The organism is Microbacterium sp. (assembly GCF_047971895.1).
Taxonomy (GTDB): Bacteria; Actinomycetota; Actinomycetes; order Actinomycetales; family Microbacteriaceae; genus Microbacterium.
In genome coordinates, this window is record NZ_JBKEAF010000107.1 from 1 (window position 1) to 20,668 (window position 20,668).

The window sequence follows — 20,668 nt, forward strand, 5'->3', positions numbered from 1 at the left end:
CTCCCGCCGGCGTTGGTCGATGAGGTGATCGCTGAGGTGGGCCGGACCGAGCGGCGTCATCGCGCGTTGCCGGCTCGTGTGATGGCTTGCTTCTCGATCGGGATGGCGTTGTACTCCGAGTTCGTATGAGGACGTTCTCGCACAGCTGACTGATCGGCTGTCGTGGGCCTCTGGGTGGACCGAGAGTTGCTCACCACCGAGCAAGTCCGCGATTTTCCAAGCCCGTGCTCGGCTGGGTACCGAGCCGCTGACCGCGTTGTTCGAGCGGGTCGCCAAACCGATCGGGACCGACCAGGCGCCGGGTGTGTGGCTGGCCGGACGGCGGCTGGTCGCGATCGACGGCATGTGTCTCGACGTCGCGGACACGACTGTCAACGCTGAGTACTTCGGACGACCGGGGGTGAACAAGGGCGAGCAGGCGGCCTTCCCGCAAGCCCGGATCGTGGCGTTGGCCGAGTGCGGTACCCATGCGGTGTTCGCTGCCGAGGTCGGCACCTATGCCGAGTCCGAGGCAGTGCTGGCCGAGCGGCTCATCAATCGGCTCCAGCCGGGGATGCTGCTCACCGCCGACCGGGGCTTCTTCTCCTACGCGCTGTGGCGCAAGGCCACCGGAACGGGCCAGACCCACTCGGGCGCGGCCCGACGCGCGGATCGGCGCATCGAGGCTTAGATTGGGCTCAGCGACTTGATGAGGATCAGTGTTGGGCCGTCCCAGTCGAGCTTCTCGAACTCGTGCATAGGCGTGAAACCGACCGCCTGATAGAACGCGCGCGTCGCGGCGTAACCCTCATCCTGATAGCTCGGACCGACTGTGTGGACCTCCAAGAATCGGCAACCATCGTTCTGTATTGACTTCTCGACCGACTCGACGAGTCGCCGTCCGATCCCAGAGGTCCGGTGCTCGGCGTGAACTGCGATGAGCGCGAGCTCGGCAGACTCGGCGAAGTGGCGTTCGACCAGCGCGACGCCCACGGTCTCGCCGTTGATGGTGGCGATATGAGACTCGAGGCGGGTCGCCATGTCCACGTAGGACTGAATGGCTTCTTCGATGCCGAACCAGTTCGGGAGTGATCGAAGCACACGTTCTGTGCCGGTGGGATCTGACTGCTGGTGGATGCTCACTGTCACCTGGCCATGCTGTCACGCGGCGGGTGGAGCTGATGTCACGATGGGGAATCCCCCTCTCCGACGGCGAGAGTGTAGCGGGCGCCGGTCGCTACGTTCCCTCCGGTCGCTATTTGCAGACTCCGCTCTCCGCTACGCTTCGAGCTCCGCTTATCAACCGCTCCCTCCGGGCACTACGCCGTCCCCGTCCGCTTGATCAGCCGATTGTCGGAGCGAGGGCGAAGACTGAGCTGAGCTCCCGGTGGATCTGACGCGCGATGTAGCGCTTGAGGACGCGGCGGATCTCCCCAGCGCGACGCGAGTGGGAGCAGCTGACTGGTCGCCCGCGGCGAGTAATCGCCCGCTGGGATTCTCGCCACGGCGGCGGGGGCCACGGAACCGCGTTGCGGAATGACGGCGTAAGGCAGTGTGTGACGGTTCGAGTCGCCAGGTTGCGCGGTCGTTTGGTCGAGAAGGTGGACGGGCGGAGAGTGGCGGTATGCCACGTCAGATCCGCTTCAACGCCTTCGACATGAACTGTGTCGCTCACCAGTCCTCGGGACTGTGGCGTCATCCGCGTGATCGCTCGGCGACGTACAACACGCTCGAGTACTGGACGGAGCTGGCCAAGCTGCTCGAGCGCGGCACGTTCGACGGCATCTTCATCGCCGACGTCCTGGGCACGTACGACGTGTACGCCGACAGCAACGAAGCCGCGATCCGCAACGGCGCACAGGTTCCGGTGAACGACCCGCTGATGCTGGTGAGCGCGATGGCGCTCGTCACCGAGCACCTGGGCTTCGGCGTCACCGCCGGCACGGCATACGAGCACCCGTATCCGTTCGCTCGACGCCTGACGACCCTCGACCATCTGACGAAGGGCCGGATCGGCTGGAACGTCGTCACCGGGTACCTTCCTAGCGCCGCCCGCAACATGGGCAACGAGGACCAGCTCGAGCACGACGACCGCTACGACCACGCAGACGAGTACCTCGAAGTGCTCTACAAGCTGTGGGAAGGGTCCTGGGAGGACGACGCTGTCGTTAAGGACGCGTCGTCGGGGGTGTTCACCGACCCGGCGAAGGTGCACGAGATCCGCCACGAGGGCAAGCACTTCACCGTCCCCGGCATCCACATCTCCGAGCCGTCCCCGCAGCGTACCCCTGTCATCTACCAGGCGGGTGCCTCACCGCGCGGGATCGCCTTCGCGGCCGGAAACGCGGAAGCCATCTTCGTCGCAGCCCCCACGAAGGAAGTGCTGAAGGGCACCGTCGCCCGGGTTCGAGACGCCCTCGAGGCCGCCGGGCGCGATCGCTACTCCGCCCGCATCTACACGCTGCTCACGATCATCACTGACGCCACCCCGAAGAGGGCGCGGGAGAAGCACGCCGAGTTCCTTTCGTACGCGAGCGAGGAGGGCGCCCTCGTCTTCATGTCGGGATGGATGGGTATCGACCTATCGACGTACGACGTGAACGAGCCGGTCGGGAACGTGAAGTCCAACGCGATCCAGTCGACCGTCGCGAACTTCCAGGAGTCAGCCAAGCACGGACAGGAGTTCACCGTCGGCGACATCGGACGCCACGCCGCGATCGGCGGCCTCGGCCCGACCATCGTCGGATCCGGCGAGGAGATCGCCGACCAATTGCAGGAATGGGTGGCAGACACCGACGTCGACGGATTCAACCTCGCCTACGCGATCACGCCCGGCACCTTCGAAGACATCGTCGCGTTCGTCATCCCGGTCCTGCGCGAGCGCGGCGTGTACCCGACGGAGTACACCCCGGGAACGCTCCGACAGAAGCTTCACGGAAACGGCGACCGGTTGCCCGAAGACCACCACGGGGCCTCGTTCCGGTTCACTCACGCATCGGCGTGAGACCCCGGGACGCGGTCCAGACGCCGCGGTCCGCGACAGCGGCGTTGCGTAATCCCGCCGTATCACCCTGGTTCGGCCGGCTTGTGCGCCAGACGTTGTCGAGCGGGTCCGGCATACTCGAACTCATGGCACGTGGACCAAGCGGATTCGAGTTCGTGGTGCGAGGCGAGTGCGTGGAGATACGCCATGAGGGTCGGCTGGCGACGACGTTGCGGAAATCGGCGGTGGCAAAATTCCTTGCGGACGTCGAGCGCGGTGACCCACAGCAGGTGATGGCGCGCGTCACGGGGAACTACAAACGTGGGAATGGACGACCTGGATCGCGCCGGCCCTGACGTCGCGCCCAGCTCTGTTAGCGATCCTCAAACTGGCACCGGCCACTTGGGATGCGCTCGCGTGTGCGTCTAGCGTGCTTCGGCGGTGCGCTTGAGCGGAGCGGGTGCGGGCTCCATGCGTAGATCTGAGCGCAGGCGGTCGCGAGCCAGGTGAATTGCGCGAGCACGGTGCTTGCGATCGCATGGCCGCGAGCACCAATGGATCGGCTCCAGGAGGCGTGGGCGAACGCGGCGGCGGAGATCGCACCGAATCCAATCACGCCGAAGAGGAGGTGCAGAATGCCGCTCAGGTGAAGTCGCCGCTCGTGGCTCCGAGTGGAAAGCCGCCGCTGGGGTCGGGTGGAAAGATCGCGCTGCCGCTGACCAGCACGGGCGCGACAGTCCCGGCTGGCTGCACTTCCTCCGTCGGCTGCCGCGGCGGCTCAACCCAGTCCGACGGCGACGCTCGGCACCGCGCATCGTGAAGCGGAAGCACACCAAGTGGCACGTCAAACGCGCCGCTCACGTCACCCGGCCCCAGCCCGAACCCAGCACAACCCTCACCATCCAGCATTGCCAACTGAACGGTATGCGGTTAGCCGCCGTCCTGCCGACGATCCCAGCGGTCGTTCATGCGATCCATGAACGATGCAGAGTTCTTGGGCGCACGCTGCGGCGCGCCCGGCTTCGGCGCGGCCTGCGGTGCCGCGCGAGTCGGGGTGACGGCCAGCATGACACCGCCGATCATCAGCACGAAGCCGACGACGCCGACGACGATCTGCGGGATCGCTACACCGAGAACGAGCAGCCCGAGCCCGACGAGCACGGTGATGGCCCCGTAGACGACATTGCGGTAGCTGATCGTGCGGCCGTCCCGTGGCGCGCTGACGACGTCAGCGTCGTTGTGCATGAGATGGCGCTCCATCTCATCCAGCAGACGCTGCTCCTGTTCGGAGAGTGGCATGCCGTCCCCCTCTGACTCGTAAGACGGTTCGATTCTACCCGTCGCCCGTGAAACTAGGCTAGGCCCGTGACATCCTCTTCGTCCCTGATGGATGCTGTTTCCCAGCGTCTCGGTAGATTCGCCACCGCCCGGCGTGAGGAAGTGGAAGGGGTCGGCGCCGAGGCCGCCGCCTTCATCGGCGCCGGGATCGACGCGCTGCGCGGCGGGAAGGGACTGCGGGCGCGGTTCCTGGCCGCCGGCTGGACGGCCGTCGCCGAGGCCGATGGCCGCCGGTGCGACGTGCCGGACGATGTGGTCACGGCGGCAGCCGCGCTGGAGGTCTTCCACGTCGCCGCCCTGGTGCACGACGATCTCATCGACAACTCCGACACGCGCCGCGGCCGGCCCGCCGCGCATCGCCGGTTCGAGGCGGGGCACCGGGCGGACGCATGGACCGGCGACGCAGAGCAGTTCGGGCGATCGGCCGCGATCCTGCTAGGCGATCTGCTCATCGGGTGGAGCGACGACCTCCTCGAGGACGCGCTCGCCGAGGCCGATCGCGCGCGCGCGGCCACTGCGCGCGAAATCTATGCCCGGATGCGCCGAGACGTGACGGTCGGCCAGTTCCTCGACGTCGCCGAGGAGTCGGCCTGGGTCGTCGCCGACGATGCCGAGCATGCCGACCGCGCGCTGCGCGTGGCCGCCTTCAAGTCCGCACGCTACAGCGTGCAGCAGCCGCTGCTGCTCGGTGCCGCCCTGGCGGGCGCCGATGAGGCGCAGCGCACCGCGCTCGCCGACTTCGGCGAGCCGCTCGGCCTCGCGTTCCAGCTGCGCGACGACGTGCTGGGCGTGTTCGGCGATGCCGCGGTGACCGGAAAGCCGGCGGGCGACGACCTGCGCGAAGGGAAGCGCACCGTGCTGATCGCGCTCACCCGTGCGGCCCTGCCCACCGGCGGCCGACGCACCCTCGACGAACTGCTCGGCGACCCGTTCCTCAGTGACGCGCAGATCGCCGCGCTGCAGCGCACCATCGTCGACTCCGGCGCCATCGTACGCGTCGAGGAGATGATCACGTCCTCCGTGCGCACCGCCGAGCGGGCGCTCTCCGGTGCCCGCCTGAGCCATGCGTCCGTCGGCGACCTGCGCGACCTCGCTCGTGCCGCCACCGCGCGCGACACCTGATCGCACGGCTCCTGTCAGGCCAGGGTCTGGGCGACCCGGCGCACCTCGCTCTTGCGGCCGGCGCGAAGCGCCTCGATGGGGGCGACGCCGATCGTGTCCTCGGGCGCGAGCAGCCAGTCGATCGCCTCGTCGTCCGAGAACCCGGCGTCCTTCAACACGAACACCGTGCCGCGCAGCGCGGCGACAGGGACTCCGTCGCTGATGAACACGGCGGGCACCTGCAGGCCCCCACCGTGGCGCCGCGAGGCGATGAGGTGGTTCTCGTCGAGCAGCCGATGCACCCGGCCCGGGCGCTCTCCGAGCGCCTCTGCCAGCTGTGCAAGCGACAGCCATTCCACGGGTCGATCGGAAGCAGCACCAACGGTCACGATGCAACTATCTCACTCCCCACGCAGCGAGGCGACGCATCCATCATCACTTTTCTCTCACTAGTCACATCAACAACACCCGTTGACACCAGCCCTCTTTCGTGACACCTTTTCAGAGTCCATTAGGTCATATGAGGGGAAAACCGCCGTGCGACACCGCATTCTTCGACGACCCGTCTCCCTGACGGGCCTGCCGGCCGCACTGATCGGATCACTCGCCCTCGGCGTCGGCGCCGCATCGCCCGCAGCAGCGGCGGAGCCTGCGATCGCCGAGCCGTCCGGCCACCGCCAACCGCTGCATCCGACCCCCGGCCCGGCGACGGCGGCGCCCACCAGCCACACCGTGCGCCAGGGCGACACCGTGTGGGGCATCGCGACCCGCCACGGCCTGCGCCCGGCGGACGTTCTGGCGTGGAACGGGCTCGACCGGTCGTCGACCATACACCCCGGCCAGGTGCTGACGCTGCGCGCACCCGAAGGCGCAGCCGTCGCGCCGCCGAGCGCTCCCGCCACGTCGACCTACACGATCGTGCGCGGCGACACGGTATGGTCGATCGCCACCCGTCACGGCGTGACCGTCAACGCGGTGCTCGGCGCCAACGGGCTGACGCGCGCCTCGATCATCTACCCCGGGCAGACGCTGCAGATCCCCGGCAAGACCGCGCCCGCAGGCGCGACCGCCGCAGCAGCACACACCGCCCTCGACGCCGAACAGCAGCAGAACGCACGGATCATCGTCGCCGTCGGTCGCGAGCTGGGCGTCTCCGACCGCGGCATCGCCATCGCGCTGGGACCCGCGATGGTCGAGTCGTGGCTGCGCAACCTCGACTGGGGCGACCGCGATTCGCTCGGGCTGTTCCAGCAGCGACCCAGCACCGGATGGGGCACCCCCGGCCAGGTGCGTGACCCCGACCGGGCCGCACGCGTCTTCTTCGGCGGCCCGCACGACCCGAACGGCTCTCGTACGCGCGGGCTGCTCGACGTCCCCGGCTGGCAGGAGATGTCGTTCGCGCAGGCGGCCCAGGCCGTGCAGGTCTCGGCCTACCCCGACCGCTATGCACGGTGGGAGAGCGACGCCTACGCCTGGCTAGCCGCGCTCGGCTGAGGGTGAGCCGCACCCGGGGCTCTCAGCCCGGCAACTCTAGACTCGGATTGTGAGCACGAACCAGCAGGTCGACCCCATGATCGGCCGTCTTGTCGACGGTCGCTACCGGGTTCGTGCACGCATCGCGCGCGGCGGCATGGCGACCGTCTACGTCGCCACCGATCTGCGCCTCGAGCGCCGCGTCGCACTCAAGGTGATGCACGGCCACCTCACCGATGACTCGGTGTTCCAGAGCCGGTTCATCCAGGAGGCGCGGTCGGCCGCACGCCTGGCGAACCCACACGTCGTCAACGTGTTCGACCAAGGCCAGGACGCCGGTATGGCCTACCTGGTGATGGAGTACCTGCCCGGGGCCACCCTGCGCGAGCTGCTGCGTGAAGCGCGCCGGCTGACGGTCCCGCAGGCGGTGACGATCATGGATGCCACGCTGCAGGGACTGGCCGCCGCCCATGCAGCGGGCATCGTGCATCGCGACGTCAAGCCCGAGAACATCCTGCTCGCCGAGGACGGCCGCATCAAGATCGGCGACTTCGGGCTCGCCCGCGCCACGACGGCCAACACGGCCAGCGGTGCGCAGCTGCTCGGCACCATCGCCTACCTCGCCCCCGAGCTGGTGACCCGCGGCACGGCAGATGCCCGCAGCGACATCTACGCGCTGGGCATCATGCTCTACGAGATGCTCACCGGCGAACAGCCGTACAAGGGCGAGCAGCCGATGCAGATCGCCTTCCAGCACGCCACCGACTCGGTACCCCGCCCCAGTGCCCGCAATCCCGCCGTGCCCGATCAGCTCGACGAACTCGTGCTGTGGGCGACCGAGAAGGTGCCGGATGAGCGTCCCGTCGACGCCCAGGCCATGCTCGACCGGCTGCGCGAGATCGAGCGCGAGCTGAACATCACACCGGTCGTCACCTCGGCGGCGACCGCCGCCACCCCGATCCTCGACGACGGCGCCGACACCGGGTCGCTCACGAAGGTGCTCCCGGGAACGATCACGGCCCCGACGGCGCCCGTCGAGGCCGTCGACAACGGCACCCGACTGCGACAGCGCACGAAGCGGCGCAGCGTGAAGGGCGCATGGTTGCTCATCATCGTGCTGCTGCTCGCCGGGGGTGCCGCCGGGGCGGGGTGGTGGTTCGGCTCCGGGCCCGGCTCACTCGTGGCCGTACCGGATGTCACCGGCAAGAGCTTCGCCGACGCCGAGGCGCTGCTGGCCGAGCATTCTTTGGGAGCGATCGAGGAACCGGTCTACGACCTGGACGTCGCGACCGGGCTCGCCGTGCGCAGCGACCCGGGCTCCGGGGAACGCCTGGACAAGGACGCGACCGTCACCGTGTTCGTATCGCAGGGGCCGCAGCCGATCACCGTGCAGCAGCTCACCGGTCTGCCCGAGGACGAGGCCATCGGCATCGCCACCGGCGAGGCTCTGCTGCTGACCGTGACCGAGCCGTCGGCGCAGCGGTTCGCCGATGCCGACAAGGGCACGGTCATCGGGGTGACGCTGACCAAGAGGCTGGACGGCGAGACCGTCTCGTGCAGCGAGGGCTGCGAAGCACACCAGGGTGACAGCCTCAGCTTTGAGGTGTCTGCCGGGCCCGTCCCCGGTGTGGCCGAACGCACCGTCGATTCGGCCCGGGAGGTGCTCACGGCTGCAGGACTCGACGTGAACCCCGATGATCAGCGTGAGTTCAGCGACAGCATCGCCCCGGACCTCGTCATCGGTCTCGTCCCCGTCGAGGGCGCCCTGCGCCCCGGCGACACCGTGCAACTGGTCGTGTCGAAGGGCCCTCAGCCCGTCGAAGTGCCGAACGTCATCGGCATGACCATCCGGCAGGCGATCGCCACGCTGGACGACGCACGCCTGCGGGGGCACTCCGACCTGCCGGAACTGTTCTGGGACATCTACAAGGTGACGTCGATCGATCCCGAGCAGGGGTCGATGCTCGCCCCGGGCACGCTCGTGAGCATCACCGGCTTCGGCCTGTAGCCGGTCAGCGCTTCTCGAGCTCCTCGGCGACGAGGAATGCCAGCTCAAGCGACTGCATGTGGTTCAGGCGCGGATCGCACAGCGACTCGTAGCGGGTGGCGAGGGTCGCCTCGTCGATCATCTCTGAGCCGCCCAGGCACTCGGTCACGTCGTCTCCGGTGAGCTCGACATGGATGCCGCCGGGGAACGTGCCGACAGCACGGTGCGCCTCGAAGAACCCGCGCACCTCGTCGATCACAGCGTCGAAGCGCCGCGTCTTGTACCCGGTGGGGGTCGTGATGCCGTTGCCGTGCATCGGATCGGTCACCCATAGCGGTGTGGCCCCGGAATCCTTGACCGCCTGCAGCAGCGGCGGCAGCGCATCCCGGATCTTCCCAGCGCCCATGCGCGTGATGAACGTGAGCCGTCCGGGCTCGCGCTCGGGGTCGAGCCTGTCGATGAGCGCGAGCACCGTCTCCGGCGTCGTGGTCGGCCCGAGCTTGACGCCGATGGGGTTGCGGATGCGCGAGAAGTAGTCGACGTGGGCGCCGTCGAGATCACGCGTGCGCTCACCGATCCACAGGAAGTGCGCCGAGGTGTTGTACGGCGTTTCGGTGCGGGAGTCGATGCGGGTGAGCGGCCGCTCGTAGTCCATCAGCAGGCCCTCGTGGCCGGTGTAGAACTCGACGCGCTTGAGCTCGTCGAAGTCGGCGCCCGCGGCCTCCATGAACTTGATCGCGCGGTCGATCTCGGTCGCCAGACGCTCATAGCGCTGGTTCGCCGGGTTCTTCGCGAAGCCCTGGTTCCAGCTGTGCACCTCGCGCAGATCGGCGAACCCACCCTGCGTGAAGGCACGGATGAGGTTCAGCGTCGACGAGGCCGTGTGGTAGCCCTTCAGCAGCCGCGACGGGTCGGCGCGGCGCGAGCCTTCGGTGAAGTCGTACCCGTTGACGATGTCACCGCGGTAGGCGGGCAGGGTCACGTCGCCGCGCGTCTCGCTGTCGGACGAACGGGGCTTGGCGAACTGGCCCGCCATCCGCCCCATCTTCACGACCGGCAGTGACGCACCGTAGGTCAGCACCACCGCCATCTGCAGCACTGTCTTGATGCGGTTGCGGATCTGATCGGCCGTCGCCCCCGCGAAGGTCTCGGCGCAGTCACCGCCCTGCAGCAGGAACGCCCCACCCGAAGCGGCGCGCGCGAGGCGGTCACGCAGATTGTCGACCTCGCCGGCGAAGACCAGCGGCGGCAGCGTCGCGAGCTCAGCAGAGACGGCCGCGACCTCCTCGGGGTCGTGCCACACCGGCTGCTGCTTGATGGGCAGGGACCGCCAGGCATCCAGAACGTCGATCTGCTGAAGCATCCGCTCAGTCTATCGGCGCCCGCCGCCTCACCGGTCCGCAGCGACGCGGCTCTGCAGCCGATCCTTCACCGTCGACGCGTAGACGTCGTCATACTCCTGCTCACCGAGACGCTGCAGCGCCACCATGATCTCGTCCGTGACCGATCGCAGGATGTAACGGTCGCCCTCCATGCCGCTGAACCGGGAGAAGTCGAGCGGCTCCCCGATCACCACGCCCACGCGCACGACCCGCGGAATGCGCGTGCCGATCGGCATCATGGTGTCGGTGTCGATCATCACCACCGGGATGACCGGCACCCGCGCCTCCAACGCCATGCGGGCGATCCCCGTGCGGCCGCGGTACAGCTTGCCGTCGGGGCTGCGCGTGCCCTCCGGGTAGATACCCAGCAGATCGCCGCGACCCAGCACCTGCAGACCCGTGTTGAGGGATGCTTCGGACGCCCTGCCGCCGGACCGGTCGATCGGCAGCTGGCCCGTCGCCTTGAAGAACACGCGGGTCGCCCAGCCCTTGATCCCGCGTCCGGTGAAGTAGTCGCTCTTGGCGAGGAACGACACAGGTCGATCGATCATCAGCGGCAGGAAGATCGAGTCGACGAACGAGAGATGGTTGCTGGCCAGGATCGCCGCCCCCTCGTGCGGCACCTTCGCGCGACCGACGATCCACGGGCGCCAGATGGCCTTCACCCACGGGCCGATCACGACGGACTTCATCAGCCAGTAGAACATCTCATCGTCCTCTCGCTGCCAGATCGGCGACGCCGATCACACCGGCGTCGTTGGCGAGTCGAGCGATGGCGAAGTCGGCGACCGGTCGCGATCCGAGCCCGGGAAGGGATGCCTCGTAGGCCCGCCGCACCGGCTGCAGCAGCACCTCACCGAGCGTAGCCACTCCCCCGCCGATAACGAACAGGTGTGGGTCGAGCACGGCCTGGAGCCCCCCGCAGGCCTCGCCGAGTGCGGCGGCCACCCGCCGCACGGCCTCGAGCGCGCCCGCGTCGCCCGCCGTCGCGAGGTGCGCCACCTCGGGTCCGGGAAGCGTGCCGTGTGCCGCTCGCACCTGTGCCAGCGGCTCCCCGACCCCGCCCGCATCGGCGATCTCGCCGGCCTCCCGCTGCAGGGCCCGACCGGACGCATACTGCTCCAGGCATCCACTCTGCCCGCAGCCGCAAGCACGACCGTCGCGGATGAACCGCGTATGCCCGAGCTCACCCGCGATACCGTGACCGCCCCGCAGCAGCTCACCGCCGACGATGACCGCGCCGCCCACGCCTGTGCCGAGCGTCAGCATGACCATGTCGTCGCACCCGACGCCTGCGCCGAAGCGGTACTCCGCCCAGCCGGCGGCGTTGGCGTCGTTCTCGAGCGTGATCGGCAGGCCGATGCGCTGCTGCAGCATGTCGCGCAGCGGTTCGCCGCTCCATGCGATATTCGGCGAGTGGTGGACGGTCGAGCGGTCCTTCGAGAGGAAGCCCGCCGCAGCGACGCCGACGGCGCCGACCTCGTGGCGCGCAACCAGGTCGCCGAGCATGTCAACGACCGCATCCACGAGCTCACGGGCATCGAGCGGCGTGCGCACGCGCAGCTTCTCGACGATCGCGCCTGAGGGGTCGACGACGCCTCCGGCGATCTTCGTTCCGCCGATGTCGATTCCGACCGTGAGCACCGCTGAAGTCTACCCGGCTGTGCACTCGCGCCTGCGATGCGGTCCATCGCGCCGGTTAGACTTCTGGGAACGCGTCACCCGCGCCCGAGCCGGTACCGAAGGAGTTGCCGAAATGACCCCGTCCGCAACCAGCCATCCCGTTCAGTTCGAAGTGCCGACGATCGTTCCCGTCGACCCGACGGCGAACGTTGCCGACCTGCTCGTCGAGCGCGTGAAGGCGACCCCCGATCGTGCGCTGTTCGCCGTCCCTGAAAGTGAAGGGTGGCGAGACGTGTCTGCCGCGCAGTTCGAGAAGGACGTGATCGCGCTCGCCAAGGGCTTCGTCGCCGGCGGACTGCAGCCGGGTGACAAAGTCGGGTTCATCGCCCGCACGACATACCAGTGGACGCTCGTCGACTTCGCGCTGTTCTACACGGGCGCGGTCATGGTCCCGATCTACGAGACCAGCTCGCCCGCGCAGATCCAGTGGATCCTCGAGGACTCCGGCGCCGTCGCCCTCATCGTAGAGAGCACCGACCACAGCGCGCGCGTCGACGAGGTGCGCGCCGAGCTCCCCCTCGTCGGCTCGATCTGGGCCATGCACCTCGGCGACCTCGACAAGCTGGTCGCACAGGGCCAGGACGTCGACGACGCCGAGATCGAACGTCGTCGTTCGATCGCGAACGGCGACGACATCGCCACCCTGATCTACACTTCGGGCTCCACGGGACGGCCGAAGGGATGCGTGCTGACGCACAGCAACTTCGTCGAGTTGACCCGTAACGCCGCGCGTGCGATGCACGAAGTCGTGGAGTCCCCCGGCGCGTCGACGCTGCTGTTCATCACGACCGCACACGTTTTCGCGCGGTTCATCTCGATCCTCGACATCCACGCCGGCGTGAAGACCGGGCATCAGCCCGATACCAAACAGTTGCTGCCCGCGCTCGGCACGTTCAAGCCGACGTTCCTGCTCGCCGTGCCGCGGGTGTTCGAGAAGGTCTACAACTCGGCAGAGCAGAAGGCCGAGGCCGGGGGCAAGGGGAAGATCTTCCGCTCGGCCGCCCGGACGGCCGTGGAGCACTCGAAGCTGCTGCAGGAGGGCAAGAAGGTCCCCTTCGGCACCAAGATCAAGTTCGCCCTGTTCGACAAGCTGGTGTACGGCAAGCTGCGTGAGGCCATGGGCGGCAACGTCGTCTATGCGATCTCGGGATCGGCGCCGCTCGGCGAGCGTCTCGGCCACTTCTTCCACAGCCTGGGCATCGTGATCCTGGAGGGCTACGGCCTCACCGAGACGACGGCCCCCGCGACGGTCAACATCCCCTCGAAGTCGAAGATCGGCACGGTCGGGCCGGTGCTGCCCGGCGTCGGTGTGCGCCTCGCCGAGGACGGCGAGATCGAGGTGCGCGGCATCGACGTCTTCAAGGAGTACTGGCGCAACCCCGAAGCCACCGCGGCGACGTTCGACGGCGAGTGGTTCAAGACCGGCGACCTGGGCACGTTTGACGACGAGGGCTTCCTCACGATCACCGGCCGCAAGAAGGAGATCATCGTCACGGCCGGTGGCAAGAACGTCGCCCCCGCCGCGCTCGAGGATCCGATCCGTGCCAACCCGATCGTGGGCCAGGTGGTCGTCATCGGCGACCAGAAGCCGTTCATCGCGGCGCTGATCACCCTCGACCCCGAGATGCTGCCGACGTGGCTGGCCAACAACGGGCTGCCCACCGACATGTCGCTCGGCGACGCGGCGAAAAATGAGGCGGTGCGCGCAGAGGTGCAACGCGCGGTCGACGAGGCGAACAAGCATGTGTCTCGCGCCGAGTCGATCCGCAAGTTCACGATCCTGGGCACAGAGTGGACCGAGGCATCCGGGCACCTCACGCCGAAGATGAGCATCAAGCGCAACGTCATCGTGGACGACTTCGCCGCCGACATCGAGGCGATCTACAGCGTCCCGGTGTCGACGACGACGACCTCGATCAGCTGATCGGGACGTCAGAACCAGTCGCTCTCGCGGATCTGCCGCATCGCCGCACGACGCCCCTCGGCGGTGAGCCTGTCGATGTACAGCGTGCCGTCGAGGTGGTCCGTCTCGTGCTGCAGCGCCTGCGCGAGCAGGCCGTCGCCCTCGAGCACGACCGGCCGGCCGTCGAGGTCGATGCCGACCACCTTCGCGTGCGGGTAGCGCACGGTATCGTGCCAGAGGCCGGGGACGCTGAGGCATCCTTCGCCGATCGCCGTGGGTTCGCCCGACACCTCCGCCAGCACCGGATTGAGCACGTAGCCGATGTCGCCGTCGATGTTGTAGCTGAAGGCGCGCAGACCCACGCCGATCTGCGGGGCGGCGACCCCGGCGCGTCCGGGCGGCTCGACCGTGGCGACGAGGTCGCGCACGAGTGCGTGCGTCCCCTCGTCGATGGTGTCGATCGGGGCGCACGCCGAACGCAGGACCGGGTCGCCGAACAGGCGGATGGAACGAACGGCCATCGCTATGCGGCCGGGGTCAGCGAGCGCAGACCCTCGACGACCTTCGCCGCCAGCTCACGTACCGCGGCTCGCGTGGACGGCCGCAGTTCACGGAACGACATCGCGGTGCCCGCGGCGATCATGGGGTCGTACGGCACACGCACGACGTCACGCACACGCGTGCGGAAGTGTGCCTCGAGCTCTTCGGGGCGCACCACCGGGTTGCCGGGACGAGCCTGGTTCAGTACGACGACGGCGTTGCGCACCGACTCGGCGTGCCCGTTCGTCTCCAGCCAGGTCAGCGTCTCGCTGGCCAGTCGCGCCTCATCGACGCTCAGCCCGGCGACCACGACGAGCTGGTCGGCGACGTCCAGCGTCGCCCCCATCACCGAGTGCACGATACCTGTTCCGGTGTCGGTCAGCACGATCGAGTAGTAGTGCGCGGCCAGTTCGGCCACCTGGCGATAGTCCTCGTCACTGAAGGCCTCGGAGACGCGGGGATCCGCGTCGGATGCGAGCACGTCCAGCCGTGTCTCGTCGCGGGCGACGATGGAGGAGATGTCGTTGTAGCCGCGGACGTCGTCGCTCGCGCGCACGAGGTCGCGGACGGTCTTGCCGTTCGAGCGCGCGATGCGCTCGGCGAGCGTCCCGCGGTCGGGGTTGGCGTCCACGGCGATCACGCGGTCTTCGCGGGCGTCGGCCAGCGCCATGCCCAGCAGTGCGGCGACGGTGGTCTTGCCGACACCGCCCTTGCGCGACAGCACAGCGACGAAGCGGGCGCCGCCCGGGAGCGGCGCGGCGATGCGGCGGTCCAGCATCTTGCGTGCCCGTGCCCGCTTGCTGTCGCCCAGGTTGATGCGCCTGCCCGAGATCGAGTACAGCAGGTGCCGGAACAGTCCCTCGGGCTCCGGGCGCACGACCTGATGCGGATCGAGCAGCCGGTCGGCGGTGAGCAGATCGGGCGTCTCGCGATCGGCATCGAGCTCGCCGAGGCGCTTCGACGTGAGGGTCAACTCCGGCACGGCAGCGGCGAAGGTGACGCGCTGCGCGGCTGCGGCGGCCGACCGGTCGGCGTGCTGCACCGCGGCGTCGCTCTCACCGGCGTCCGCGGCGACGGCGTCGACCGCGTCGGCCTGGGCGACCGCGGACTCCTCGGCATCGAGAACGATGTCGGCGGTGTGGATGTCCTCGCCCACGATGTCGTCGTCGACCAGATCGTCGTCCTCATCGTTGATCGTGGGCAGCGATACGTCGACATGGGCGACGTGCGCGGCAGCGCCGGCGATGACGCCGAGCCCCGCGGCATCGATGTTCCCGGCGTGTTCGAGGATGCCGTTCTCGGCGGGATCGGTCGACTCCGGCTCAATGCGATCAGGGGTCACTCGGCGGCTCCAGACAGGCGAAAGGGGGACAGAACGGACTAAGGCTAGTGCGCCGCAACGATCACAGCCAAAAGGTCCCCGGCCTCGACCTGCGCCGTCGCCTCGATCACGATCCGCTCGACCACCCCGGCGACCGGCGCCGTGATGGCCGCCTCCATCTTCATGGCCTCGATCGAGGCAATCGCCTCGCCGGCCTCGACCTGCCGCCCCGGCTCGCACTTGATCGTGACCACACCGGAGAACGGTGCAGCGACCTGACCGGGCTTCGAAGTGTCGGCCTTCTCCGCAGAGCGCGCTTCGACGGCGATGCTGCGGTCGCGAACGAACACGGGCCGCAGTTGGCCGTTGAGCGTGGTCATCACCGATCGCATCCCCTTGTCGTCGGCTTCGCCGACGGCCTCCAGACCGACATACAGCCGGACACCGCGGTCGAGCTCGACGACGTGCTCCTGCCCGGCGACCAATCCGTACAGGTAGTCCGCGGTATCGAGCACGCTCAGGTCGCCGTATGCGTCCCGTGCGTCGCGGAACTGCTGGGCCGGCCCCGGGAACAGCAGATGGTTGAGCATCGCGCGACGCTCCTCCGGTTTCCCCGCCAGGGCAGCGGACTCGGCGGCCTCCAGCGGCGTGACGTCGATCGACACCTGCCGGCCGGCCAGCACCTTGGTGCGGAACGGCTCGGGCCAGCCGCCGGGCAGGTCGCCGAGCTCCCCGGCCATGAAGCCGATGACCGAGTCGGGCACATCGTACTTCTCGGGGTGCTCGGCGAAGTCGGCGGGGTCCGCCTTGACCGCGGCGAGGTAGAGGGCGAGGTCGCCGACGACCTTCGATGACGGCGTCACCTTCGGGACGCGCCCGAGGATCTCGTCGGCGGCCGCGTACATGTCCTCGATGAGCTCGAAGTCCTCCGACAGTCCGAGCGCAATGGCCTGCTGACGCAGGTTCGACAGCTGACCACCCGGGATCTCGTGGTGATAGACCCGACCCGTCGGCCCGGGAAGCCCCGATTCGAACGGCGCGTACTGGTGGCGCACGGCCTCCCAGTAGGGCTCCAGATCGCTGATCGCGGCCAGGTCGAGCCCGGTGTCGCGGTCGGTGTGCGCGAGGGCGGCGACGAGCGCCGACAGCGAGGGCTGGCTCGTGGTGCCCGACATCGGGGCCGCGGCGGCGTCGACGGCGTCGGCGCCGGCCGCACTGGCCGCCAGGAGCGTGCCGAGCTGCCCGCCGGCGGTGTCGTGCGTGTGCACGTGCACGGGCAGGTCGAAGCGCTCGCGCAGTGCGCGGACGAGAGTGGATGCCGCGCCCGGCCGCAGCAGCCCGGCCATGTCCTTGATCGCCAGCACGTGCGCCCCGGCGTCGACGATCTGCTCGGCGAGGCGCAGGTAGTAGTCCAGCGTGTACAGCGGCTCGGCAGGGTTCAGCAGATCGCCCGTGTAGCACACGGCCACCTCGGCGACCGCGGTGCCGGTCTCGAGCACGGCGTCGATCGCGGGGCGCATCTGGGAGACGTCGTTGAGCGCGTCGAAGATGCGGAAGATATCGATGCCGGATGCCGCCGCCTCCCGTACGAACGCATCGGTGACCTCTGCGGGGTAGGGCGTGTAGCCGACAGTATTGCGGCCGCGCAGCAGCATCTGCAGCGCAATGTTCGGCATGGCCTGGCGCAGCTTGTCCAGGCGCTCCCACGGGTCTTCGGCCAGGAAGCGCAGCGCGACGTCGTAGGTCGCGCCGCCCCAGGCCTCCACCGACAGCAGCTCGGGTGCCAGACGCGCGAGATACGGACCCGCGGCGACGAGGTCCTTGGTGCGCACGCGTGTGGCCAGCAGCGACTGATGCGCGTCCCGGAAGGTGGTGTCGGTGACGGCCAGACTCGTGCGTGCGCGCAGGTCGGCGGCGAAGCCGGCCGGGCCGAGCTGCAACAGGCGCTGCCGGGAGCCGGCGGGGGGCGAGGCGGTCAGGTCCAGCGGCGGCAGCTTGAGCCGCGGGTCGACGGTCACCGGATTCTCGCCGTGGGGCTTGTTCACCGTGACGTCGACGAGCCAGTTGAGCACCTTGGTGCCGCGGTCCTTCGACACGCGGCCGCGCAGCAGCTCCGGGCGCTCGTCGATGAACGACGTCGACAGGTCGCCGGAGACGAAGGCCGGGTCGTCGAGGACGGCCTGCAGGAACGGGATATTGGTCGACACGCCGCGGATGCGGAACTCGGCCAGGGCACGGCGAGCACGCGTGACCGCGGCCGGGAAATCGCGGCCGCGGCACGTCAGCTTGGACAGCATCGAATCGAAGTGCGGGCTGATCTGCGAGCCGGCAGCGGTGGTGCCGCCGTCGAGGCGGATGCCCGCGCCGCCCGGCGACCGGTAGGTCGTGATCTTGCCGGTGTCGGGGCGGAAGCCCTGCGTGGGGTCCTCCGTCGTGATGCGGCACTGCAGGGCCGCGCCGCGCAGCCGGATCTGGTCCTGCGTGAGGCCGAGGTCAGCCAGCGTGGCCCCCGAGGCGATCAGCATCTGCGACAGGACGAGGTCGACATCCGTCACCTCTTCTGTGACCGTGTGCTCCACCTGGATGCGGGGGTTCATCTCGATGAACACGACCTCGCCTGCGCGCTCCCCGGCCGTCTCGAGCAGGAACTCCACGGTTCCCGCGTTCTCGTAGCCGATCGATTCGGCGAAGGCGACCGCGTACCGGTGCAGCGCATCGCGCACGTCGTCTGCGAGGTTCGGGGCCGGCGCGATCTCGATGACCTTCTGGTGACGCCGCTGCACCGAGCAGTCCCGCTCGAAGAGGTGGACGGTGGCGCCGGTCTTGTCGGCGAGCACCTGCACCTCGACGTGGCGCGGCCGCAGAACGGCCTGCTCGAGGAACATATGCGGATCGCCGAAGGCGCTGCCGGCCTCGCGCATCGCCTCGGCGAGCGCCGGTGCCAGCTCGCCCTTCGCCTCCACGCGCCGCATCCCGCGGCCGCCGCCGCCGGCAACGGCCTTCACGAAGAGGGGGAAGCCGATCTCATCGGCCTGCGCGACCAGGGCGTCGATGTCGTCGGACGCCTCGGTCGACCGCAGCACCGGCACCCCGGCGGCGATCGCATGCTCCTTCGCGGTCACCTTGTTTCCCGCCATCTCGAGCGCGCGCACCGGCGGCCCGATGAAGGCGATGCCGTGTTCTACCGCGCGGGCGGCGAGATCGGGGTTCTCGGACAGGAAGCCGTACCCGGGGTAGATCGCATCGGCGCCGGAGTCGAGCGCGACGCGGATGATCTCGTCCACCGAGAGGTAGGCACGCACCGGATGACCCGGCTCACCGATCTCGTAGGCCTCGTCCGCCTTCAGCCGGTGCAGCGAGCCGCGATCTTCATACGGGAAGACCGCGACGGTACGTGCACCGAGCTCGAAGGCGGCGCGGAAGGCGCGGATGGCGATCTCACCACGATTGGCGACAAGGATCTTCTGGAACATGCGGAACCTCTCGTGCTCCACCCGGATCACGACCGGGGAACGCGGGCTTAGGTGTCTCACAGCCTAGGGGACGGTAACGTGTCTGATTGTGCATGTACTCAGTGTCAGCTCCCTCAAGGGCGGTGTCGGCAAGACCACGGTGACTCTGGGCCTCGCCTCCGCGGCGTTCGCCCGGGACGTTCGCACCCTCGTGGTCGACCTCGATCCGCAGTCCGACGTGTCCACCGGACTCGACATCCAGGTCGCCGGTCGGCTCAACGTGGCCGACGTGCTCGCTAACCCCAAAGAGAAGTCGGTTCGGCAGGCGATCACGTCCAGCGGCTGGGCGAAGGTGCACCCCGGGACGATCGACGTCATGATCGGCAGCCCGTCGGCGATCAACTTCGACGGCCCGCACCCAAGCGTGCGTGACGTGTGGAAGCTCGAAGAGGCCCTGGCCACCGTCGAGGGCGACTACGACCTAGTCCTCATCGACTGCGCGCCGTCGCTGAACGCGCTCACGCGCACGGCGTGGGCGGCATCGGATCGCGTCATCGTCGTGACCGAGCCGGGGCTCTTCTCCGTCGCGGCCGCCGATCGTGCGCTGCGCGCGATCGAGGAGATCCGGCGCGGGCTGTCGCCCCGTCTGCAGCCTCTGGGCATCATCGTCAACCGCGTGCGCCCACAGTCGATCGAGCACCAGTTCCGCATCAAGGAGCTGCGCGACATGTTCGGCCCGCTCGTGCTCTCGCCGCAGCTGCCCGAGCGCACATCGCTGCAGCAGGCGCAGGGCGCGGCCAAGCCCCTGCACATCTGGCCCGGCGACTCCGCTCAGGAGCTGGCGGCAGACTTCGACGCGCTGTTGGATCGCATCATGCGCACGGGTCGCGTCGCCGCTCCGGACGACCGCACGGCGTGACCCGCGGGCGCGATCAGGCGCTGCGTGCGGCGCGACGGGCCGCCAGTTCGTCGACGGCCGCTGGCGCCTGCGCCTGCACCTCGAAGTCGACCAGCTCGGACTCCACCTCGCGCAGCACCTTGCCGACGGCGATGCCGAAGACGCCCTGCCCGCGGCTGACGAGGTCGATCACCTCGTCGTTCGAGGTGCACAGGTACACCGACGCCCCGTCGCTCATGAGCGTGGTGCCGGCGAGATCGCGGATGCCGCTGGCACGCAGCTGCTCGACGGCGGTGCGGATCTGCTGCAGCGAGATACCCGTGTCGAGCAGTCGCTTGACGAGCTTGAGCACGAGGATGTCGCGGAACCCGTAAAGACGCTGCGAACCGGACCCGGTGGCACCGCGCACCGTCGGTTCGACGAGCTCGGTGCGCGCCCAGTAGTCGAGCTGGCGGTAGGTGATGCCCGCCGCGCGGGCGGCGACCGCACCGCGATAGCCGACCTCGTCGTCCATCTCGGGCAGTCCATCCGTGAAGAGAAGTTCGGTCGCGAACGAAGGCTCGCCCACCGGTTCACCCACTGTCATGTCGGGTCCTCCTCAACGATTCGGGTGCCTCCACGCTAGATC

The 20,668-nt window shown here is 68.8% G+C and carries 16 protein-coding genes and 1 pseudogene; 7 read left to right on the forward strand and 10 right to left on the reverse strand.

Annotated features, from left to right (window positions below; all coding sequences use genetic code 11):
- Positions 1 to 619: pseudogene (locus ACK5IN_RS08600) on the forward strand (IS4 family transposase); the annotation flags it as partial.
- Positions 620 to 666: 47 nt separating this feature from the next.
- On the opposite strand, the gene ACK5IN_RS08605 reads toward ACK5IN_RS08600, so the two are convergent.
- On the reverse strand, positions 667 to 1,128 hold the full coding sequence (locus tag ACK5IN_RS08605; RefSeq protein WP_416895776.1) for a GNAT family N-acetyltransferase: 462 nt from the start codon (positions 1,126 to 1,128) through the stop codon (positions 667 to 669).
- Between the two features lie 475 nt (positions 1,129 to 1,603).
- Here ACK5IN_RS08605 and ACK5IN_RS08610 point away from each other — a divergent pair, with 475 nt between their 5' ends.
- Positions 1,604 to 2,983, forward strand: coding sequence for an LLM class flavin-dependent oxidoreductase (locus ACK5IN_RS08610; RefSeq protein WP_416895777.1), 1,380 nt, complete (start codon positions 1,604 to 1,606; stop codon positions 2,981 to 2,983).
- Positions 2,984 to 3,892: 909 nt separating this feature from the next.
- Here the strand turns inward: ACK5IN_RS08610 and ACK5IN_RS08615 are convergent.
- The gene (locus ACK5IN_RS08615; RefSeq protein WP_416895778.1) at positions 3,893 to 4,261 is read right to left on the reverse strand and encodes a DUF3040 domain-containing protein; all 369 of its coding nucleotides are present in this window, start codon (positions 4,259 to 4,261) and stop codon (positions 3,893 to 3,895) included.
- A gap of 66 nt (positions 4,262 to 4,327) precedes the next feature.
- On the opposite strand from ACK5IN_RS08615, the gene ACK5IN_RS08620 reads away from it, so the two are divergent.
- The gene (locus ACK5IN_RS08620) at positions 4,328 to 5,422 is read left to right on the forward strand and encodes a polyprenyl synthetase family protein (protein ID WP_416895779.1); all 1,095 of its coding nucleotides are present in this window, start codon (positions 4,328 to 4,330) and stop codon (positions 5,420 to 5,422) included.
- A gap of 14 nt (positions 5,423 to 5,436) precedes the next feature.
- Here the strand turns inward: ACK5IN_RS08620 and ACK5IN_RS08625 are convergent, their stop codons facing one another.
- Entirely contained in the window at positions 5,437 to 5,790 is a 354-nt protein-coding gene (locus ACK5IN_RS08625; RefSeq protein WP_416895780.1) for an Rv2175c family DNA-binding protein, read from the reverse strand.
- A 148-nt stretch (positions 5,791 to 5,938) separates the two neighbouring features.
- Here ACK5IN_RS08625 and ACK5IN_RS08630 point away from each other — a divergent pair, with 148 nt between their 5' ends.
- Positions 5,939 to 6,895 carry a LysM peptidoglycan-binding domain-containing protein gene (locus tag ACK5IN_RS08630; protein WP_416895781.1) on the forward strand — a complete coding sequence of 319 codons (957 nt, stop codon included), beginning with the start codon at positions 5,939 to 5,941 and terminating at the stop codon, positions 6,893 to 6,895.
- Positions 6,896 to 6,944: 49 nt separating this feature from the next.
- On the forward strand, positions 6,945 to 8,882 hold the full coding sequence (pknB, locus tag ACK5IN_RS08635) for a Stk1 family PASTA domain-containing Ser/Thr kinase (protein ID WP_416895782.1): 1,938 nt from the start codon (positions 6,945 to 6,947) through the stop codon (positions 8,880 to 8,882).
- Between the two features lie 4 nt (positions 8,883 to 8,886).
- Here the strand turns inward: pknB and ACK5IN_RS08640 are convergent, their stop codons facing one another.
- From ACK5IN_RS08640 to ACK5IN_RS08650, 3 genes are read right to left on the reverse strand one after another with little or no spacing between them, the layout of a single operon-like run.
- On the reverse strand, positions 8,887 to 10,224 hold the full coding sequence (locus ACK5IN_RS08640; RefSeq protein ID WP_416895783.1) for a class II 3-deoxy-7-phosphoheptulonate synthase: 1,338 nt from the start codon (positions 10,222 to 10,224) through the stop codon (positions 8,887 to 8,889).
- A gap of 27 nt (positions 10,225 to 10,251) precedes the next feature.
- Complete coding sequence (locus ACK5IN_RS08645; protein WP_416895784.1) at positions 10,252 to 10,950, reverse strand: lysophospholipid acyltransferase family protein; 699 nt, start codon at positions 10,948 to 10,950, stop codon at positions 10,252 to 10,254.
- A 1-nt stretch (position 10,951) separates the two neighbouring features.
- Complete coding sequence (locus ACK5IN_RS08650) at positions 10,952 to 11,887, reverse strand: ROK family glucokinase (RefSeq protein WP_416895785.1); 936 nt, start codon at positions 11,885 to 11,887, stop codon at positions 10,952 to 10,954.
- Between the two features lie 112 nt (positions 11,888 to 11,999).
- Here ACK5IN_RS08650 and ACK5IN_RS08655 point away from each other — a divergent pair, with 112 nt between their 5' ends.
- On the forward strand, positions 12,000 to 13,850 hold the full coding sequence (locus ACK5IN_RS08655) for an AMP-dependent synthetase/ligase (protein ID WP_416895786.1): 1,851 nt from the start codon (positions 12,000 to 12,002) through the stop codon (positions 13,848 to 13,850).
- A gap of 8 nt (positions 13,851 to 13,858) precedes the next feature.
- On the opposite strand, the gene ACK5IN_RS08660 is transcribed toward ACK5IN_RS08655, so the two are convergent.
- Genes ACK5IN_RS08660 through ACK5IN_RS08670 form a run of 3 tightly spaced genes read right to left on the reverse strand, consistent with a single transcriptional unit; the run spans position 13,859 to position 19,163 of the window.
- Positions 13,859 to 14,350: a peptide deformylase gene (locus ACK5IN_RS08660; protein WP_416895787.1), complete on the reverse strand. Its 492-nt coding sequence runs from the start codon at positions 14,348 to 14,350 to the stop codon at positions 13,859 to 13,861.
- Between the two features lie 2 nt (positions 14,351 to 14,352).
- Entirely contained in the window at positions 14,353 to 15,711 is a 1,359-nt protein-coding gene (locus ACK5IN_RS08665; RefSeq protein ID WP_416895788.1) for a MinD/ParA family ATP-binding protein, read from the reverse strand.
- A gap of 44 nt (positions 15,712 to 15,755) precedes the next feature.
- Positions 15,756 to 19,163 carry a pyruvate carboxylase gene (locus ACK5IN_RS08670; protein WP_416895789.1) on the reverse strand — a complete coding sequence of 1,136 codons (3,408 nt, stop codon included), beginning with the start codon at positions 19,161 to 19,163 and terminating at the stop codon, positions 15,756 to 15,758.
- 88 nt (positions 19,164 to 19,251) lie between these two features.
- Here ACK5IN_RS08670 and ACK5IN_RS08675 point away from each other — a divergent pair, with 88 nt between their 5' ends.
- Positions 19,252 to 20,061 carry a ParA family protein gene (locus tag ACK5IN_RS08675; RefSeq protein WP_416895790.1) on the forward strand — a complete coding sequence of 270 codons (810 nt, stop codon included), beginning with the start codon at positions 19,252 to 19,254 and terminating at the stop codon, positions 20,059 to 20,061.
- A 13-nt stretch (positions 20,062 to 20,074) separates the two neighbouring features.
- Here ACK5IN_RS08675 and ACK5IN_RS08680 read toward each other — a convergent pair whose 3' ends face one another.
- The gene (locus tag ACK5IN_RS08680) at positions 20,075 to 20,626 is read right to left on the reverse strand and encodes a MerR family transcriptional regulator (RefSeq protein ID WP_416895791.1); all 552 of its coding nucleotides are present in this window, start codon (positions 20,624 to 20,626) and stop codon (positions 20,075 to 20,077) included.
- Between the last annotated feature and the right edge of the window lie 42 nt (positions 20,627 to 20,668).

What these genes read in the sequence shown, in the direction of transcription:
- ACK5IN_RS08645 (WP_416895784.1), bottom strand. Translation starts at nt 10,950, where the DNA reads ATGTTCTACTGGCTGATGAAGTCCGTCGTGATCGGCCCGTGGGTGAAG.
- ACK5IN_RS08655 (WP_416895786.1), top strand. Translation starts at nt 12,000, where the DNA reads ATGACCCCGTCCGCAACCAGCCATCCCGTTCAGTTCGAAGTGCCGACG.
- ACK5IN_RS08615 (WP_416895778.1), bottom strand. Translation starts at nt 4,261, where the DNA reads ATGCCACTCTCCGAACAGGAGCAGCGTCTGCTGGATGAGATGGAGCGC.
- ACK5IN_RS08660 (WP_416895787.1), bottom strand. Translation starts at nt 14,350, where the DNA reads ATGGCCGTTCGTTCCATCCGCCTGTTCGGCGACCCGGTCCTGCGTTCG.
- ACK5IN_RS08680 (WP_416895791.1), bottom strand. Translation starts at nt 20,626, where the DNA reads ATGACAGTGGGTGAACCGGTGGGCGAGCCTTCGTTCGCGACCGAACTT.
- ACK5IN_RS08640 (WP_416895783.1), bottom strand. Translation starts at nt 10,224, where the DNA reads ATGCTTCAGCAGATCGACGTTCTGGATGCCTGGCGGTCCCTGCCCATC.
- ACK5IN_RS08610 (WP_416895777.1), top strand. Translation starts at nt 1,604, where the DNA reads ATGCCACGTCAGATCCGCTTCAACGCCTTCGACATGAACTGTGTCGCT.
- ACK5IN_RS08670 (WP_416895789.1), bottom strand. Translation starts at nt 19,163, where the DNA reads ATGTTCCAGAAGATCCTTGTCGCCAATCGTGGTGAGATCGCCATCCGC.